Source organism: Paenibacillus sp. Y301, assembly GCF_059445505.1.
The window spans coordinates 187,232-205,918 of record NZ_JCAIUL010000005.1 but is presented as its reverse complement, the minus strand read 5'-3'; the positions used below and the strand labels follow the sequence as shown (position 1 = coordinate 205,918).

Sequence of the window (18,687 nt, the reverse complement as noted above, 5' to 3'; positions counted from 1 at the left end):
CAAAGATTTTCGTGAAAATTAAAGATATCACTGTCCTGACAGGAATCATCGGTATAGTTCTAATGATGATTCTTCCAATCCCGTCGTGGCTTCTAGATATTTTACTCGTTATTAACATTTCACTAGCGCTCATGATTTTATTGGTATCTATGAATACCAAGGAAGCATTACAGTTTTCTATTTTCCCATCACTTCTTCTTATTACGACGTTATTTCGCCTTGCACTGAACATTTCAACAACAAAGTTGATTCTATCAGATGGTGATGCGGGTACAGTTGTAGCAACATTCGGTAGCTGGATTGCAGGCGGTCAAATTGCAATAGGATTTGTAGTATTCTTAATTCTAGTAGTTGTGCAATTTATCGTTATCACCAAAGGATCTGAGCGTGTTGCTGAAGTAGGTGCTCGATTCACATTGGACGCAATGCCTGGTAAACAAATGAGTATCGATGCGGATTTGAATGCTGGTTTGATTAATGAGAAACAAGCTAAAGAAAGACGAAGTAAAATTGAACGCGAAGCAGACTTCTATGGTGCTATGGACGGTGCCAGTAAATTTGTTAAAGGTGATGCAATTGCAAGTATCATTATCTTGATCATTAATTTGGTTGGCGGATTTATAATTGGAATGACGATTCATGGTATGTCATTCGGAGATGCAATTTCTACATATTCAATCCTTACTATAGGTGATGGATTAGTTAGTCAGATTCCAGCCTTACTAATTTCAACTGCCTCTGGGTTGATCGTAACGCGTGCTTCATCCGAAGGTAACCTTGCAGAGGATTTAACAAGTCAATTGTTTGCTTACCCTAAGTTAATTTACATTGTGGGTGGGACCATTGCCATGCTTGGTTTCTTCACACCGATTCATGTTATCACAACGTTACCATTAGCATTTCTATTAATTTTCTCGGCAAGAAAAATGCAACAGAATTTAGATAAGAGACAATTAGCTGATGAACAGATGGAAGTTGAGCAAGAAATTGAAGAGGTTCGAAGTCCAGAAAGTGTTATTAACTTACTTCAAGTAGATCCAATTGAATTTGAATTCGGGTATGGTCTTATCCCCCTAGCAGATACACAACAGGGTGGTGATTTATTAGACCGGATTATCATGATTCGTCGACAATGCGCACTTGAACTAGGACTTGTGGTACCTGTTATTCGTATTCGCGACAATATTCAACTAAAACCGAATGAATATGTCATAAAAATTAAAGGAAATACAGTCGGTGGTGGTGAATTGTTACTTAATCACTATCTGGCTATGAGTCCTGGTTATGACGATGAGTCCATATCTGGGATTGAGACTTTGGAACCTGCATTTAGTCTTCCAGCACTGTGGATTGATGAAAGTACTAAGGAGCGTGCTGAATTATCTGGGTACACCGTAGTAGATCCACCTTCTGTGGTAGCAACGCACTTGACAGAACTTATTAAGAAGCATGCTCATGAGTTAATCGGACGCCAAGAGACGAAGACACTTATCGACAATTTAAGAGAAAATTACCCAGTTCTTGTCGACGAATTAATTCCTTCAGTGTTATCTGTAGGTGATGTTCAAAAAGTGTTAGCTAAATTACTTCGCGAGAAAATCTCTATACGTGATTTGGTGACGATTTTCGAGACTCTTGCAGACAGTGGGACCTATTCGAAAGATCCTGATGTTCTAACAGAGTATGTGAGACAGTCACTATCGAGACAGATTACTCAGCAATATTCTCGAGAAGGAGAGACATTGAAAGTAATAACTGTTGGACCTACGTTAGAAAAGAAAATCTCAGATAGTGTACAACAGTCTGATCAGGGAAGTTATCTTGCTTTGGATCCGATGTCTACACAGACGGTATATCAGAAGTTGAATGAACAAATCAATCGATTGTTACAATCAGGACAACAGCCTATTTTCTTAACTTCTCCAACCATTCGTATGTATTTACGACAAGTTATTGAACGTACTATGCAAGATATACCGGTTCTTTCTTATAGTGAATTAGAACCTAATGTAGAAATTCAAAGTGTCGGAGTGGTGAACTTATGAGAGTGAAGCGGTACATAGTTGAGAATATGCCGGATGCTATGCAACGAATCCGCAGCGAACTAGGTAGAGATGCTGTCATTCTTAGTACTAAAGAAATAAAAATAGGCGGTTTTCTTGGTATGTTCCAACAGAAGAAGATTGAAGTAGTCGCTGCTGTGGAGAATGATTCATCAGTGAAAGCAAAGCAAAAGCGCTCAAAGAGACCACAGGAAGAGTATGTTGGGGAAAATAGGGATGATTATTCCCTAAAAAGTACTCAAGATGTAGTAGTTCCGACGATGAATGTGCCTAAAAAGGCGGTGCCGGAAGCTTATAAACGTACGAATGATGTTCTTAAAGCAGGAATGAATGGGCCTAACCTACAGCATGGGAACGATATTGACTTGGTGTCTAAAGCTGCTGTTGCAGCAACGTCAGAAGAAATAGAAGAGATTCAGGTCAATAATAGTCTGAATATGGATGTGGTTGAAGGGCGCACGCTAGCGTCTCTATCTCAGACATCTTCAGATGATTCAATTCTTCAGGAAATGAAAGAAATGAAATTGTGGATGGCTAAAATGGCTAAGCAATCTATGATGAATCAAGAATTTCCCGAACCACTACAGAAATTGCAGGAACAACTGATTCAGCAAGAAGTAGATGTGAATTTGAGAGAAGAGTGGATAGAGGGTGCTTTGGAAGAATGGGAGGAGAGTGGGAAATCACTAACAGATGACCAACTCCAACAATATATTTATGACAAAGCCGCTTCCTTACTTTCGGATCGATTTGGTGGTGGAATTAATAGTGGCACTAGAATTGTATACGTCGCAGGACCAACTGGCGTAGGTAAAACAACAACCATTGCAAAACTAGCAGCAGAGCAGTTGTTTAAGTACCAGCGTAAGGTGGGGTTTATAACTTCTGACACATATCGTATATCAGCTGTAGAACAACTTCGGACATATGCTTCTATATTGAATATACCGTTAGAGGTAGTACAATCATCTGGCGATATGCAACGCGCTATGCAGCATCTTGATTACTGTGATCTAATAATCATGGATACGGCTGGTAGAAATTATCGGAATGAATTACTGGTTTCAGAGCTTCAGAGCTTGTTCGCACATGCTGGAGAAAGTGAAACCTATCTGGTATTAAGCTTGGCATCAAAGACTCAAGACATGATGAAGATAACGGAGCACTTCAGTAAGTATGATCTAGATAAGATCATCTTCACTAAACAAGATGAGACTGGAAGTTATGGAGCTATATTTAATTTGATTCATTCCTTTCCACTTCATCTCTCTTATATGACAAATGGGCAAAATGTTCCTGATGATTTGATGTTACCTGATCAAAAAATGCTATGTGACCTCTTATTAGGGGAGAGAGAAGTGGAGTCATGAATGATCAAGCACACTCCTTGAGAAAGCTCGTATCGATCCGTGAGAAATTCCGTTCTCTAGATCAACAGAAGGTTCAAGGTTCGCGCTTAGCTAAATTCATTACTGTTTCCAGTGGTAAGGGCGGTGTAGGGAAATCTAATTTTTCCCTGAACTTTGCTCTTTCTTTACAATCAATGGGGAAGAAAGTTTTGATCTTCGATGCTGATATTGGGATGGCTAATATTGATGTTCTTATGGGAACTTCTTCTCAGTATAACCTTCATCATTTGTTACAACGTGAGAAAAGCATTCAAGAGATTGTCGCCAAAGGCCCTAATGGTCTGTCTTACATTTCAGGAGGATCTGGTATGACTAATCTTATATCACTGTCTGAGCATGATATACAGTACTTTACTGCTCAGATTGAACTGTTAGCAAGTCAAATGGATTATATTATTTTTGATACTGGTGCAGGATTATCCAAAGAAAATATACAGTTCATTACTTCTGCTGATGAATGTATTGTTGTAACGACACCAGAGCCAACAGCAATTACAGATGCTTATGCATTGATAAAGGTTATTCATGGAGTCGATCAAGATGTAGCATTTCAATTGGTTGTAAATCGAGCGAATGATGAAAAAGAAGCGATATTTACCGCCAACAAAATCAGACTCGCAGCTCAAAATTTTCTGAATGTTAACATCCCAATGCTTGGATATATAAGTGATGATTCGCATGTGGTTCAAGCGGTAAAAAGACAAGTTCCTTTTTCAATGGTCTTTCCTAATAGCGTGGCTTCTAAAGATATTCAACGACTTGCAAAGCGTTATGCAATAGTCCCTTCCGGTTTAGAAAGAGAAACTTTGACAGGAATCAAAGGATTTGTGCATAAGTGGCTACAACGTTCAAAATGATTCTTCTGTAAAGAGAAATAGGGAGGTATGAAACATAATGCATTATAAGGTTGTTGTCGTGGATGACTCTCCTTTTATGCGGAAGATCATTTCTGATCTAATTGAAAAGGATCCCTCCTTTCAAGTGGTTGGAACTGCAGTTAATGGTTGGGAAGCATTAATGAAAATAACGGAACTAAAACCTGACATTGTTACCATGGATGTGGAAATGCCAGAAATGAATGGTTTAGAAGCTTTAAAAGCCATCATGAGGGACAATCCTTTGCCTGTGATTATGTTATCTGGAATTAATGAGCAAGGTATGAGAGAGACCATTCTTGCATTGGAGTCAGGAGCATTTGACTTCATACGAAAACCTTCTGTAAACGTCTCAAATGATATTAATCAAGTTAGTGAGCTACTCCTTGGAAAAATGAAGGTCGCCATGCATGCTAAAGAAAGAAGAGCAGCCTGGCAAGCGGAAGAGCTTATAAGATCTGAAAAAACAAAAGAACATAGTAATAAACGAGAAATAGAAAAAGCGGCGTCAAATCATATTCTCCCTGAGAAACCTACGATTGACCGATCTAAGTTATTAAAATCAGTCACAGAAGACATAAATACTGTGAAAGGAAACACAAAACGTACAACCGAATCTCCCAAGCAAGAAAAACAAACAAACGACCATAGGACACAGACAGTATCTAAACCGCCTTTGGATCAGAAAACGGTAGTTCATAAAATTGCAGTTCATAAAATTGCAGATACAACTAAAGGGATTAAGCAAGCTAACTTGAGAGATGCTTCGGGTACTTCATTTCAACATCTTGTTGCTATTGGTTGTTCAACCGGTGGGCCCAGAGCATTAAAGGAATTGTTAGAACGGATTCCAGAGGGATTCCCAGCCCCTATAGTGATCGTGCAGCATATGCCGCCCAAATTCACTAAATCTTTAGCACAAAGACTAAACACTTTCAGTACCCTCGAAGTTGTAGAAGGTGAGAATGGTATGGTCTTACATAAAAGATACGCTTATATTGCACCAGGTGGATTCCATATGAAGATTGTACGGGCGTCCGATGGCCGTTATGAGATTTCTTTAACAGAGGAAGAGCCACGTAATGGGCATCGGCCTTCCGTTGATACATTGTTTGAGTCATTGATCTCATTCGAAAAGCTAAATCGTCATATTGTTCTGCTGACTGGCATGGGAAGTGATGGGGCCAAAGCAATGAAGCATTTATATGACTCAGGTGTAAAAGACACGTATGCTGAAAGTGAAGAAACTTGTATTGTGTATGGTATGCCTCGTTCTGCTGTGGAACTTCATTGCGTGAGTCATATTTTGCCTCTTCAAGAGATTCCAAGCAAACTTGTTCGAATGATGAAATAATGTAAAGTGATTACATAAGGGGGTGCATCTCAATGGACATGAGTCAATATTTATCAATGTTTATTGATGAGTCGAATGATCATCTGCAATCGCTAAACGAAAAAATGCTTGAATTGGAGACCAACCCAACGGATTTAAGTGTTGTACAAGTCATATTTAGATCAGCACATACGCTTAAAGGTATGGCTGCAACAATGGGATATGAAGACCTTGCATCATTAACGCATCAAATGGAGAATGTACTTGATTTGGTACGTAATGAAAAGCTTACAATGCATGATTTTATCTTTGATACGTTATTTAGAAGTTTGGATGCCCTTGAATCTATGGTTGAGGATATTACAAATGGGGGCACAGGAAAAGCGGATGTCACAGTCATTGTAACGTCATTACAGGCGATTGTACGTGGTGAGTCAATATCCTCTCCCAATGAAAGTGAGATTGAGGATCAATCTGGAAATAGTATGAATCAATCGATACAGTTGGATGAATTTCAATATTCAGTTTTAGATCAATCCATTTTAGAGGGGCAACGTGTACTTTATGTGGAAGTATTCATTCGTGAAGATTGTCACTTGAAAGCTGTTCGTTCCTATATGGTATTTGATTTGTTAGAAAGATCTGGAGAGGTCATTAAGTCTTATCCTTCAGTTGAAGATATTGAGCAAGAGAAATTTGATCATAGTTTCACCTTATATTTCATAACACAAAAAAGTGTGGAGGAAATGGAACGTTTGATCATGAACTTATCGGAAATCGATAAGGTTAGTATCGTGGAACTGGATCACGAATCTTTAAAGTTAATGGGTGAAATTAATAACGTAGTTCGAGAAGTTGCTGTTACTGCAGAGTTAACAAAACCAATGGTAACAAACGTGAACTCTACGCAAACAACCAATCAAGTTTCGAAAAAAACGCCAAAAGAAAAAACTAAAATAGTAACGGGTACACCTTCACGTACCATTCGGGTTGATATTGAAAGACTGGATGTCTTAATGAATCTTTTTAGTGAACTATTAATTGATCGAGTTCGTTTGGAACAGTTGGCAAGTGAAGCTCGCAATCATGATTTGACAGAAACAGTAGAGCATATGAGTCGTGTAAGCTCTGATCTGCAGAATATTGTATTGAAGCTGAGAATGGTTCCAGTAGATACGGTATTTAATCGATTCCCACGAATGATACGCGATTTAGCTAAGTCATTAGACAAGAAGATTGATTTATTTATTACAGGATCTGAGACAGAGTTGGATCGTACCGTTATTGATGAAATTGGTGATCCCCTTGTACATTTACTGCGAAATGCTGTGGATCATGGTATTGAATCTGTTGCAGAGCGTGTGGCTGCAGGGAAACCAGAAACAGGAACAGTGAATTTGAGAGCTTTTCATAGTGGTAATCATGTGTTTATTGAGATTGAAGAAGATGGGCGTGGGATTAACCGTCAGAATGTTTTAAACACAGCTGTCAAAAAGGGTGTTGTGACTGAAGCGCAAGGAGCAGCAATGACAGATGAAGAAGTTCATCAACTTCTTTTTGCAGCTGGATTCAGTACGGCTGCAGTAATCTCAGATGTGTCTGGGCGAGGCGTTGGTTTGGACGTCGTGAAAGCGAAGATTACAGCTCTTGGTGGGCACGTCTCAATTATTTCTTCACCTGGAAAAGGAACGAATTTCTCAGTTCAATTACCTCTAACGTTATCTATTATTTCTGCTATGTTAGTTCAATTGGGCTCAGAAAAGTATGCAATTCCACTAACCTCTATTGTGGAGACAGGTGTCATTAAGCAAGATCAGATTCGTACAGTTCACGGTAATAAGATAATAGAATTCCGTGGGACTCATATTCCTTTGATTTCTCTGAGTAAATTATTCAGCATACCTGATTTCGATGAGAGTAAAGAGGAAGAAACAGAGATCATTGTTATTCGAAAAGGTGATCGTATGACTGCTTTAGCTATTGAAGACTTTATTGGTCAAAGTGAAATCGTTCTGAAGAGTTTAGGAAAATATCTACCTCAAATTAAAGGTGTGTCTGGAGCAACTATACTTGGAGATGGACAGGTCGCGTTGATCCTGGATCCAAATGCATTTATCAAATAACTATTTTGATGAAAAAGATATAGACATCAGAAAATTATTAGGAGGTTGTTTTAATGGGAGAAGATATTAAGGTCATCGTGTTTAAACTAGGAAACGAAGAGTATGGTATCGAAGTCGATAAGGTTCAGACTATTGAACGTATGACGTCTATCACACGTGTTCCAAAGACATACACTTTTGTGAAAGGTGTAATTAATCTACGTGGTGTTGTTATTCCTATCATTGATTTGCGAGGGCGATTTAACCTTCCAACGATAGAGTATACCGAGAATACTCGTATTATTATTGTCGCTGTGAATGACTTAGAGGTAGGATTTATCGTAGATTCCGCTAATGATGTTATCGACCTTAATACGGATAAAATTGAGAATCCGCCTGAGGTTGTTGGTGGAATAAAGGCGAAATATCTGCAGGGAGTTGCCAAGCTTGATGAAGAACGCCTTCTCATTATGCTCAATCTATCCGAAGTATTAAATAAGAAAGAGATTATTCAATTGGAAAGTATAGAGGATTAATCATAGATGGGAGTCTTTAAGAATTTTAAAGATTTTAAAATGGACGTACTAAAGGAAGTAGGTAACATTGGTGCTGGGAATGCGGCTACTGCCCTTTCTCGGCTTCTAAATAAACCTATAGATATGTCAGTTCCTAAAGTGCAGATTCTTCACTTTGAAGAGGTATCCGATAAGGTAGGTGGAGCAGAGCAAGTTGTTGTGGCTATATTTTTAAGGGTCAAAGGTGAAGCACCAGGCAATTTGTTTTTCATTTTAAGCCCTGAATCCGCTAAGAGGCTACTGAAATATCTAGTAGGAAATGATATGGATAACGATGATGCTTTTAATGATATGGAGATTTCAGCTCTGAATGAAATTGGAAACATACTATCAGGTTCATATCTTTCATCACTAGCTGATTTGACCAAGTTATCCATGACCCCTACAGTTCCTTCGTTAGCTATTGATATGGCGGGAGCAATATTAAGTTATGGACTTCTTCAGTACGGACAAATGGGAGACAATGTACTTCTCATTGACACCACATTTTTAGAGGGGAATCATGATGTGGAAGGTCAATTTCTCCTTATACCTGACCCAGAATCTCTTTCTAAAATATTCGAATCTTTAGGAGTGCCTCTCGAGAATGATTGAGCAAGATATTGTGAAAGTAGCCATGGCTGACCTGAATGTTATTAAACAAAGTGGGTTAATCCGTACTTCTGGATTAGGTTCTTGCGTAGGACTTACAATGTATGATCCAATTCTTCAAATAGCGGGCATGGCACATGTTATGTTGCCCTCCTCCGAAATTGCACGAGAAGGTGAGCTGAATATTGCTAAATACGCAGATACAGCCATACCAGCATTGTTAGAGAAACTTATGAAATTGGGCTCTTTGAAGACTAATCTTGTAGCTAAAATGGCGGGTGGATCGCAAATGTTTGCTCTTGGAGGACATAACGATACCATGCGAATTGGCCCTAGAAATACGGAGTCATGTAAAGCAATACTACACGAGCTAGGGATTCTACTTGTTGGGGAAGACACGGGCGGGCATTATGGACGTACCATTGAACTTGATTGCAAGACAGGCATACTATTTATCCGGAGTGTACAAATGGGCGTAAAGGAATTGTAGCGAATATGAAAAATATACGATTTAATCTACTGATTGCTGGGTTTGGATTTGTACTTACTTTCATTACTTCATCATTAAATAATCTATATACAACAAGTTTAATAAGAGCGGTGTTTGCTTTTGTAATCTTGTTTGTACTCGCTTTTGTTTTTAGATGGATATTGGGAGGTGTGACTGCACAAGCAGTTGGAAAGGCTGAGGGAGATAGTGAAGTAGGTCAAGATATTACTCAAAAGGGTGCACGGTTTGACTTAAGATTACCAAATGACAATGAAGAATTTAATGACCTGTTAAAACCAAAGCCTGAATCATCTACTGGAGACGACACCGGATTTACGCCGTTAAATCTACCCAAATTGGTTTCCGCGCAAGATCCTGAGCATTTGGCTAAGGCCGTTCGTCACCTGACAGAAAAATAAGGAGGGTGAAAGCATTTGAACGAGCAGAAAGTTTCTAATTTGAATCATACAGACTTGTGGGAATTATGGAAAGAGCATGGCGACATTGAAGCTAAAAAAAAGCTCATAGAGAGTTATTTGCATATCGTTGACTACGTATCTAGTAGATTGGCTATAGGCCTTCCAAAGAATGTTTCTAAAGATGATTTGGCTAGTAACGGTGTAATGGGCCTGATTGATGCTATCGATAAATTTGATTATAAACGAGGCTTCCAGTTTGAAACTTATGGTTCGTGGCGTGTTCGGGGCGCCATCCTTGATTCATTACGTCAGGGTGATTGGGTTCCAAGATCTGTTCGTGAAAAAGCGAAGAAAATTGAAGATGCTTTTCAATATTTGGAGCAAAATTATCTACGTACGGTAACTGATTCAGAAATGAGCCAATATTTAGAGGTTTCTGAAAAAGAATATCAAAGTATGTTACAAGAAGTAGCTGTGATGACATTATGTTCGTTAGAGGATCCCATTCGAGAAGAAGAATCGGAGACTCGGTTGAGTATGATGGTTGATGAAAAGGCAAAGAATCCTGATTATAAGATTAATGAATTTTATATGAAGGAATCTTTATTAAGAGGTATTGAAAAACTTACAGATAAAGAACGAACTGTTGTATCACTTCTATATTATGAAGATCTTTCTTTAAGTGAAATCGCAGAAGTCATGTCTCTTTCTCCATCGCGCATTTCGCAACTTCATTCCAAAGCTATTTTTAGATTAAGAGGAACATTACAGAAAAATAGAGGGTTGCTAATGGAAAGCGATTAATGAGTGCTAAATATAAGCCAAGGATATACAAGAGTTAATAAGGAGGGGTAAGCATGACTGATCACTTTTCGCTTAAATCTAATTTGATAATAAGTATTTCTGATGACAAAACTGAGGCATACCTCCAGTTCTCTAAGCGAGACGAAAAATTCAGTTGTACCTTGGAAGAGCTTGAGAAATTCCTTCATAGTCAGCACGTTAAGCATGGAGTTGAACGTAATGCTCTTCAACAGATTGTGGACAAACCTGAGGATTACTTCTCAGCAAAGACACCTATAGCATTTGGAGAAGCTCCAGTACACGGTGAAGATGGACGAATTGAGATGCTTATGAAAGTAGCGGATAATACAAACCATAGTCCATTGGAGTCGGGAAATGGAAAGGTAGATCATAAGGAAGTAAATAACCTAAGCAATGTTCGCAAAGGTCAGATCATCGCTAAGCGTATTCCACCGATTCCCGGCAAACCAGGAATATCAGTTTCGAACGAAGTCATACCCTTTAAAGCAGGGAAAGATGCAAATTTTAAAGTAGGAAAAAATGTCGTTCTTGATTCAGAGAAAGCAGCTATGTATGCAACCATTGATGGAATGATAACTATCGTAGATCAGAGTAGAATCAATGTATTTCCAATATACGAAGTAAATGGGGATGTAGATTATAGTATTGGGAATATTGATTTTGTTGGATCGGTTATTATTCGAGGTAATGTGCTAACTGGTTTTAGAATTAAGGCAGCTGGAGATATTCGTGTAATCGGAGGCGTTGAAGGAGCCGAACTTGACGCAGAAGGTTCTATTGAGATAACAGGCGGAATTATTGGGTACAATAAGGGCCATGTAAAAGCAGGTCGTAGTGTGAAAAGCTCCTTCGTACAAGAAGGTAACGTGATCGCTGCAGAGGAAGTGGTTGTTTCCCAAAGTATAATGCATTCTAATATAAGGGCAGGCAGAAATGTTATATGTAGGGGTACCAAGGGCTTAATCGTTGGTGGGAGTATTCAGGCCGGTGAGAGAGTTATTGCAAGGACTATAGGGAATACGATGTCTACCGTTACAACAATTGAGGTAGGTATAGTTCCTGACCTAAGAAATGAACTATCTGATCTGCGTACTCAACTTAAGTTACAAACAGATAGCTTACTGAAAACAGAAAAAGCTTTGAATTTGTTGAATCAATTAGCTTCTTCTGGTCAATTGACAGCTGATAAATTGGCTTTACGACTTAAACTGAATGTCACTCTTAAATATCATCTTAAAGAACAAACTCGAATCAAAGAACGTATCTTAGATATTGAGAAGATGCTTGAAGAGACGAACAAAGCAAGAATTGATATTATCAAAACGATTTATGTGGGTTCTAAAATTGTCATTGGCAGGAATACACGATTTGTGAAGGATACATCGGAACGGGTTTCCTTTTATTATTCAGATGGTGATATATCTATGGTCGCTTACATATAAACCTATTAAATTAATTTATTCGAGAGTGAGGTGGATATCGTGAGTATGAAATCGGTAGAACTACAAATTGCTGTACCGAGAACCCAAGAAATAGGGAAAATACAAAACGAACTTCATCAGAGAAGCGCTCAAGAACAAACATTATTAATGAATCAAGAAGTAAAAGATAGCCGTGAGCTACGACATCGTAGCTCGGGTATTGATGAAACAAAGAATTCTTCTATTCGAGAAGAGGGAAAGCAACAACATTCTTCTCAAAGTGATGGACGACAAGATAACAATCAACAAGAACAAACGTCAGAGAAACATGCAGCTGAGCACCCGTATAAGGGACATCATATCGATCTGTCTCTATAAATATCATGTTGAACAGATCAAAGGAGACTAGAATCTTTTGGAACCATGGATTATTATCATCATGTTAGGGGCCGCGGCCTTGATATATGCTGTGATGTTGCCTAGAAAACAAGAAGGAAAAATTTCTTCAGAGCAAATGGTCAAAGAAGTGGAGGCCACTTTGGAGCAGTATATGGCTGATATAGAAGAAGAAAATGATACATTGGTAGATTTAGTTGGACAGATGAAGAATGATACTACGGCTAAGCAGGTAGCCATGGAAGAGCAAATGAGAGAAATGCATCAGAGATTACTTCAGGTTGAACATCAATCGGAACAACAAGCTGCTCTTATAATGGAAGCAGAACAAGAAAGACGTCTTCATGTTTCCGCTTTAGCGGAGTTGAGCAGTGTTAAAGCAGGTGTGATTGATACACACGAAGATGAACAGTCTATTAAGATGGCTGTACTTGAGAATTCCATTAAACACCGTTATGTAGAACTGTTTGAACTGTACGATCAAGGTAAGTCTATTGATCTAATCGGAAAATCAGTGGGACTTCAGCGTGGTGAAGTTCAGCTTATTCTTCAATTAGCGAAACAGGAGGAGTCACTGTGATGAAGAATCGTTCATTTATGAGCGGCTTAGGCATGGGACTCATAATAGGTGCAGTTTTGCTTCAGCTAATGATCATTGGTGAGGGGCAATTGTCTTCAAGTAAAGAAGAAACTACAAGTAACTTGACTAGGGAACAGATTGAAGAGCAAGCTAAAGCGTTAGATTTAAAAGTAACAGAATCATCGCAACAATTATTGACAGTTGAAGAATGGAAACAGCAAATGATTGAAGAGAGTTCCCAACCACAGGGTGAGACTACAAAGGCTCCTGTAAAGGCTACAAAAGCTGCAGAACCCAACCAACCTTCAATTCCGGACAAACCTGTAGAGAAGGCCGATAGCACGACAACTAATATTCAGAAGACGGTTCCCGTGAAGACACCCGTAGCACCTTCGAAGAATGAAGTCACTAAGTCAATAGCGTATAAGCTAAAGAGTGGAAGTAATTTAACCGATGTTGCGGAAGACCTTATGAAAATAGGTGTGATTACTAACAAGGACCAATTTATTAAGGATGCCGTGGCTAAAAAGATAAACAGAAAGATTCGTGCTGGAAGTTATACCTTTATAAAAGGTGAAAGTAATGAATCCGTTATATCTAAAATTCAAATGCAATCATCTCGCTAATGACATTTTTAGCAGATGGTTGTATTTTCTTTAAGTTCAAAATATTCCAAATCAAAATTCAAGCCTATTTCGACATGAAAAAGTATTGCATCAGTATATAACTTGTGGTATATTAATTGTCGGTGTTAAAAACACACGCCAAGTGATCCCTGTAAGGGTGCTTTCTTTTGAAGAAAGTCTTTAAGGGAGATGACGGTTGGCGGAGGACACAAAAAACCAATTTATAGGAGGCGCTTAAAATGGGAGTAATATCCATGAAGCAACTTTTGGAAGCAGGCGTACATTTCGGTCACCAAACTCGCCGCTGGAATCCAAAAATGGATCGTTATATTTTCACAGAAAGAAACGGAATCTACATCATTGACTTGCAAAAAACAGTTAAAAAGGTAGAGGAAGCTTATAACTTCGTGAAAAGTGTTTCTGAAGAAAACGGAACAATCCTTTTCGTAGGAACAAAAAAACAAGCACAAGATTCAGTTAAAGAAGAAGCTGAACGTTGTGGAATGTTCTACATTAACCAACGTTGGTTGGGTGGAACTCTAACTAACTTCGAAACGATTCAAAAACGTATTTTCCGCTTGAAAGAGCTTGAAAAATGGGAAGAAGATGGAACATTCGCTGTTCTACCTAAAAAAGAAGTTATCATTCTTCGCAAAGAGAAAGATCGTCTTGAAAAATTCCTAGGCGGAATCAAGAACATGAAGGGCCTTCCAAGTGCCTTGTTCATCATTGATCCTCGTAAAGAACGCATCGCGGTTGCAGAAGCTCGCAAATTGGGTATTCCAATCGTAGGTATCGTAGATACTAACTGTGATCCAGACGAAATTGACTACGTTATTCCTGGTAATGACGATGCAATTCGTGCTGTTAAACTCTTGACTGGTAAAATGGCTGATGCCATTGTTGAAGCTCATCAAGGTGAAGAAACAACAGCCTAATATCCGATTAGGTAATTCATATATGAATGAATTAAAATGAAAAGGGTGGTTGGCAGGTGGATAACCTCTCACTGCCCTTTTTTTAAAATATTACGAAAATATAGGTTATACCCATACTTTCGTAATATTGATCGCGGAATTAGGTATTGGCTCTTCTGAGCGATTATTAAATGGATGAACAAAGTGAAAAAAACAATATCATTTTTGGAGGGAATAACCAATGGCAGTTAATGCTAGTGCAGTAAAAGAGCTTCGTGAAAGAACGGGCGCAGGAATGTTGGATTGTAAAAAGGCTCTTGATGAAACTAATGGTGATGTATCTAAAGCGATCGAGTTTCTTCGTGAAAAAGGATTGGCAGCAGCAGCTAATAAGGCTGGACGTACAGCTACTGAAGGTACTGTAGAATCTTACATTCACGCTGGAGGAAAAATTGGTGTGCTTGTAGAAATTAACTGTGAAACTGACTTCGTTGGTAAAACAGATCAATTCAAAGAATTTGCTCGTGACATCGCGATGCAAATTGCAGCAGCTAACCCACGTTATGTTCGTCGTGAAGAAGTGCCACAAGAAGAAGTTGAGAAAGAAAAAGAAATCTTGAAAGCACAAGCACTAAATGAAGGAAAACCTGAAAAAATCGTTGAAAAAATGGTTGAAGGTCGAATCAGCAAGTACTATGAAGAGTTCTGCTTGATGGAACAATCCTTCATTAAAGATCCTGACAAAACCATTTCTATGATGTTGAATGAAAAAATCAGCAAAATTGGTGAAAACATCACAATTCGTCGCTTTGTTCGTTTCGAACTTGGTGAAGGCTTAGAGAAAAAAGTAGATAACTTCGTTGAAGAAGTAATGGCGCAAGTTAATAACTAAATCTTACTTAAATGGCGTTATAATCATAGACATAAAGAAGAGTGGAACACAATGTGTTCCTTCTTTTTTAACATAAAAGAAGTATAAGTTGAAGAATAGTTGCTTTTATTTCTTGAAACGGATATAAAAACTGGCGCGGACTTATTAGCGCCTTCTCAAAGTGGAGGGTTAACATGGAACAGCCAGTATTTAAAAGAGTGGTCTTAAAAGTAAGTGGTGAATCTCTCTCAGGTCAAAATGGTTACGGCATTGACGCGGACACTATAGCTTCTATAGCAGACCAAGTTAAAGAAGTAGTGGAACTTGGTGTTGAAGTGGCTATCGTATGTGGCGGTGGTAACATATGGCGTGGAATCGCTGGTAGTGCGAATGGATTTGATCGTGCTACTGCTGATTATATGGGTATGCTAGCAACAGTCATGAACTCGTTAGCGTTGCAGGATGCATTAGAACAGATTGGTGTTCCTACTAGAGTTCAGACATCTATTGCAATGCAGCAGATTGCTGAACCTTATATCCGACGTAGAGCTATTCGTCATTTGGAAAAAGGTCGCGTTGTTATTTTTGCTGCAGGAACAGGAAATCCGTTCTTCTCAACAGATACAACTGCTGCTTTACGTGCTGCTGAAATCGAAGCTGAAGTGATCTTGATGGCGAAGAACAAAGTGGACGGTGTATATTCGGCAGATCCTTTCAAAGATGAAACGGCTGAGAAGTTTGAACAGTTGACCTATATGGACATGCTTAACAAAAATTTAGGTGTTATGGACTCCACTGCATCGTCCTTATGTATGGATAATAATATCCCACTTATCGTATTTGCAATCACGGAACAGGGAAACATTAAACGTGTTGTACTAGGTGAGAAAATAGGAACCATTGTTAAAGGGAGTGTAGACTGATGCCACAAACTATTAAAAAAAGTGCTGAAGAGCGCATGGAAAAAGCAATTCTTGCTTTAAAACGTGATTTAGCTTCATTGCGTGCAGGTCGTGCAGCACCATCTTTGCTTGATCGAATTCAAGTGGATTATTATGGTTCGCCGACACCAATTAGTCAATTAGCCAACATTAATACTCCGGATTCTCGTACGTTGATGATTCAACCTTGGGATAAATCTTCGTTATCTGAAATCGAACGAGCAATTTCAAAGTCTGATATTGGAATTACACCTTCCAATGACGGAACGATGATTCGTTTGACTATACCAGCTCTAACTGAAGAACGTCGGATTGAATTGGTTAAGACAACCAAAAAATTTGGTGAGGAAGCCAAAGTGGCTGTACGTAACATAAGACGTGATGCAAACGATGATATTAAGAAACTTGAAAAGACTGATATTACCGAAGATGAATCCCACAGACATCAAGAAGATATTCAAAAGATGACGGATAAATATAGTGCCGAAGTCGACAAGGTTCTCTTGGTGAAAGAAAAAGAGATCATGGACGTATAAGAGACTTATGGCCCCTCCTATTATGGTGGGGTTTGTCTCTTTTTTTACAGTAGTAACTTATTGATAATTATATGTGCGTTATATCAGTTTCAACTTGCAGAAAGTGGCTTGGAGGAAATGGAATGATCAAACGAATCCGATCATGGTGGATGCATAAAGATAGTCCGAAACCGATGGAAATTACGGCGGATAATATTCCTGAACACGTTGCTATCATTATGGATGGGAATGGAAGATGGGCTAAACGGCTTGGGTTACCACGTGTTGTTGGACATCATAACGGCATGAAAGCTGTTAAACGTGCTACTATCGCGGCAGATGATCTTGGCATTAAATATTTAACAATGTACGCTTTCTCGACTGAGAACTGGAAACGACCTAAAGATGAAGTTGATTTTCTAATGCGGCTTCCCCAAGAATTTCTCGCAATTGAATTGGACGAATTAATAGAAAGAAACGTACAGATTCGGATGATGGGCGATAAGGATGGATTACCTAGCCATACTTTGAAAGCTATGGATGATGCAGTAAATCGGACGGCGAATAATGACGGTCTTGTACTTAATTTTGCCCTGAACTATGGTGCTCGTAAGGAATTAACAGATTCAATGATTGAGCTTGGACGTGAGATCGAAGCAGGTAGATTAAAAGCGGATGCTATCACTGCTGAATCCATAGGAGTCCATTTGAAAACGAATGGTATGCCTGATCCGGATTTATTGATTCGTACAAGTGGTGAAATGAGAATAAGTAATTTTATGCTATGGCAGTTAGCTTATAGTGAATTATGGTTCACCGATATTTACTGGCCTGAGTTCAATAAGGAGCATTTACATCATGCTGTTGCTGAGTATCAGCGGAGAACTAGGCGTTACGGTGGACTGTCATAACTCAAGAAGAGGATGAAAACCGTTGAAACAACGACTTATTACCGGAATTTTTGCGGGTGCTATTTTTCTAGGGGTTTGTGTGATCGGTGACTTATCATTTCATTTGCTTATTCTTGCTATGTCTTTAATAGGATATTATGAATTTGTGAAGATGATTAAAGTACGCCCTTTTAGTTCAGTAGCATTTATGGGGTTTCTTGGTGTACTAATGATCATGTTCCCTTGGAAGCTACTAAATATCACTTATTCCCCTGGTGGAGAGATGGTATGGATCCTTCTCTTTTTGTTGATGTTAATGACGGTCTTTACTAAAAATCGCATAAATATTCAACAAGTATCCTTACTACTATTAGGTGTGTTATATATAGGAGTCGGATTTTATTTTATCGCGGAATCTAGGCACGCTCCGGATGGACATGGGCTATTCTGGACTTTCCTGTTACTTTCTTGTATTTGGGCAAGTGACGCGGGTGCATACTTTGTTGGTAAACAATGGGGACGTCATAAGCTTTGGCCTGCCATTAGTCCCAATAAGACCATTGAGGGTGCGCTCGGCGGTGTAGTGATAGCAATGCTGGTTGCCATTGTATTCTCAATGCTTTCTGGAGACATACTTGGTTTAGGAAGAGCGTGCCTTATCGGTGTCGCTTGTGCTGTAGTAGGACAACTAGGTGATTTAATGCAGTCCGCTTACAAGCGAGTGTACAATATTAAAGATTCAGGTAAGCTATTACCAGGTCATGGCGGGATATTAGATCGTTGTGATAGTTGGATTATTGTTTTCCCTTTTGTACATATCGTGATGCTATTGCCTTACTAACACGAGA

The 18,687-nt window shown here is 38.9% G+C and carries 20 protein-coding genes; all 20 read left to right on the top strand.

The genetic code is table 11. The features are described from left to right. Positions 1-11: 11 nt before the first annotated feature. The 20 genes from flhA (at position 12) to AC1D69_RS11150 (ending at position 18,680) form a co-directional block, all read left to right on the top strand. On the top strand, positions 12-2,045 hold the full coding sequence (gene flhA, locus AC1D69_RS11245; protein ID WP_495456249.1) for a flagellar biosynthesis protein FlhA: 2,034 nt from the start codon (positions 12-14) through the stop codon (positions 2,043-2,045). Then, on the top strand, positions 2,042-3,433 hold the full coding sequence (gene flhF / locus AC1D69_RS11240; protein ID WP_495456248.1) for a flagellar biosynthesis GTPase FlhF: 1,392 nt from the start codon (positions 2,042-2,044) through the stop codon (positions 3,431-3,433). The genes flhA and flhF overlap by 4 nt, the downstream gene beginning before the upstream one ends. Beyond that, positions 3,430-4,329 carry a MinD/ParA family protein gene (locus AC1D69_RS11235; protein ID WP_495456247.1) on the top strand — a complete coding sequence of 300 codons (900 nt, stop codon included), beginning with the start codon at positions 3,430-3,432 and terminating at the stop codon, positions 4,327-4,329. Before flhF ends, AC1D69_RS11235 begins: the two co-directional genes overlap by 4 nt. A gap of 37 nt (positions 4,330-4,366) precedes the next feature. Beyond that, positions 4,367-5,701 carry a protein-glutamate methylesterase/protein-glutamine glutaminase gene (locus AC1D69_RS11230; protein ID WP_495456246.1) on the top strand — a complete coding sequence of 445 codons (1,335 nt, stop codon included), beginning with the start codon at positions 4,367-4,369 and terminating at the stop codon, positions 5,699-5,701. Positions 5,702-5,733: 32 nt separating this feature from the next. Beyond that, the gene (locus tag AC1D69_RS11225; RefSeq protein WP_495456245.1) at positions 5,734-7,803 is read left to right on the top strand and encodes a chemotaxis protein CheW; all 2,070 of its coding nucleotides are present in this window, start codon (positions 5,734-5,736) and stop codon (positions 7,801-7,803) included. Between the two features lie 53 nt (positions 7,804-7,856). Continuing rightward, complete coding sequence (locus AC1D69_RS11220) at positions 7,857-8,318, top strand: chemotaxis protein CheW (protein WP_495456244.1); 462 nt, start codon at positions 7,857-7,859, stop codon at positions 8,316-8,318. Between the two features lie 6 nt (positions 8,319-8,324). Further along, the gene (locus AC1D69_RS11215) at positions 8,325-8,951 is read left to right on the top strand and encodes a chemotaxis protein CheC (RefSeq protein ID WP_495456243.1); all 627 of its coding nucleotides are present in this window, start codon (positions 8,325-8,327) and stop codon (positions 8,949-8,951) included. After that, the gene (locus AC1D69_RS11210; protein ID WP_495456242.1) at positions 8,944-9,438 is read left to right on the top strand and encodes a chemotaxis protein CheD; all 495 of its coding nucleotides are present in this window, start codon (positions 8,944-8,946) and stop codon (positions 9,436-9,438) included. Before AC1D69_RS11215 ends, AC1D69_RS11210 begins: the two co-directional genes overlap by 8 nt. 5 nt (positions 9,439-9,443) lie before the next feature. Next, positions 9,444-9,857 (top strand): hypothetical protein, encoded by a 414-nt coding sequence (locus AC1D69_RS11205; protein WP_495456241.1) that lies wholly within the window; start codon positions 9,444-9,446, stop codon positions 9,855-9,857. A gap of 15 nt (positions 9,858-9,872) precedes the next feature. Next, positions 9,873-10,661, top strand: coding sequence for a FliA/WhiG family RNA polymerase sigma factor (locus AC1D69_RS11200; protein WP_495456240.1), 789 nt, complete (start codon positions 9,873-9,875; stop codon positions 10,659-10,661). Between the two features lie 53 nt (positions 10,662-10,714). Next, entirely contained in the window at positions 10,715-12,124 is a 1,410-nt protein-coding gene (locus AC1D69_RS11195; protein ID WP_495456239.1) for a flagellar assembly protein A, read from the top strand. 45 nt (positions 12,125-12,169) lie between these two features. Further along, the gene (locus tag AC1D69_RS11190) at positions 12,170-12,481 is read left to right on the top strand and encodes a hypothetical protein (RefSeq protein ID WP_495456391.1); all 312 of its coding nucleotides are present in this window, start codon (positions 12,170-12,172) and stop codon (positions 12,479-12,481) included. 37 nt (positions 12,482-12,518) lie between these two features. After that, positions 12,519-13,079: a hypothetical protein gene (locus tag AC1D69_RS11185; protein WP_495456238.1), complete on the top strand. Its 561-nt coding sequence runs from the start codon at positions 12,519-12,521 to the stop codon at positions 13,077-13,079. Further along, on the top strand, positions 13,076-13,705 hold the full coding sequence (locus AC1D69_RS11180; protein ID WP_495456237.1) for a hypothetical protein: 630 nt from the start codon (positions 13,076-13,078) through the stop codon (positions 13,703-13,705). Before AC1D69_RS11185 ends, AC1D69_RS11180 begins: the two co-directional genes overlap by 4 nt. Positions 13,706-13,944: 239 nt before the next feature. Further along, the gene (gene rpsB, locus AC1D69_RS11175; RefSeq protein ID WP_495456236.1) at positions 13,945-14,643 is read left to right on the top strand and encodes a 30S ribosomal protein S2; all 699 of its coding nucleotides are present in this window, start codon (positions 13,945-13,947) and stop codon (positions 14,641-14,643) included. A 220-nt stretch (positions 14,644-14,863) separates the two neighbouring features. Beyond that, complete coding sequence (tsf, locus tag AC1D69_RS11170) at positions 14,864-15,514, top strand: translation elongation factor Ts (RefSeq protein ID WP_495456235.1); 651 nt, start codon at positions 14,864-14,866, stop codon at positions 15,512-15,514. Positions 15,515-15,687: 173 nt separating this feature from the next. Further along, positions 15,688-16,416: a UMP kinase gene (pyrH, locus tag AC1D69_RS11165; RefSeq protein ID WP_495456234.1), complete on the top strand. Its 729-nt coding sequence runs from the start codon at positions 15,688-15,690 to the stop codon at positions 16,414-16,416. Beyond that, positions 16,416-16,970, top strand: a complete 555-nt coding sequence (frr, locus tag AC1D69_RS11160) for a ribosome recycling factor (RefSeq protein ID WP_495456233.1) — start codon at positions 16,416-16,418, stop codon at positions 16,968-16,970. The genes pyrH and frr overlap by 1 nt, the downstream gene beginning before the upstream one ends. Before the next feature lie 122 nt (positions 16,971-17,092). Then, positions 17,093-17,860, top strand: coding sequence for an undecaprenyl pyrophosphate synthase (gene uppS, locus AC1D69_RS11155; protein WP_495456232.1), 768 nt, complete (start codon positions 17,093-17,095; stop codon positions 17,858-17,860). Between the two features lie 22 nt (positions 17,861-17,882). Beyond that, on the top strand, positions 17,883-18,680 hold the full coding sequence (locus tag AC1D69_RS11150) for a phosphatidate cytidylyltransferase (RefSeq protein WP_495456231.1): 798 nt from the start codon (positions 17,883-17,885) through the stop codon (positions 18,678-18,680). Positions 18,681-18,687: the final 7 nt, after the last annotated feature.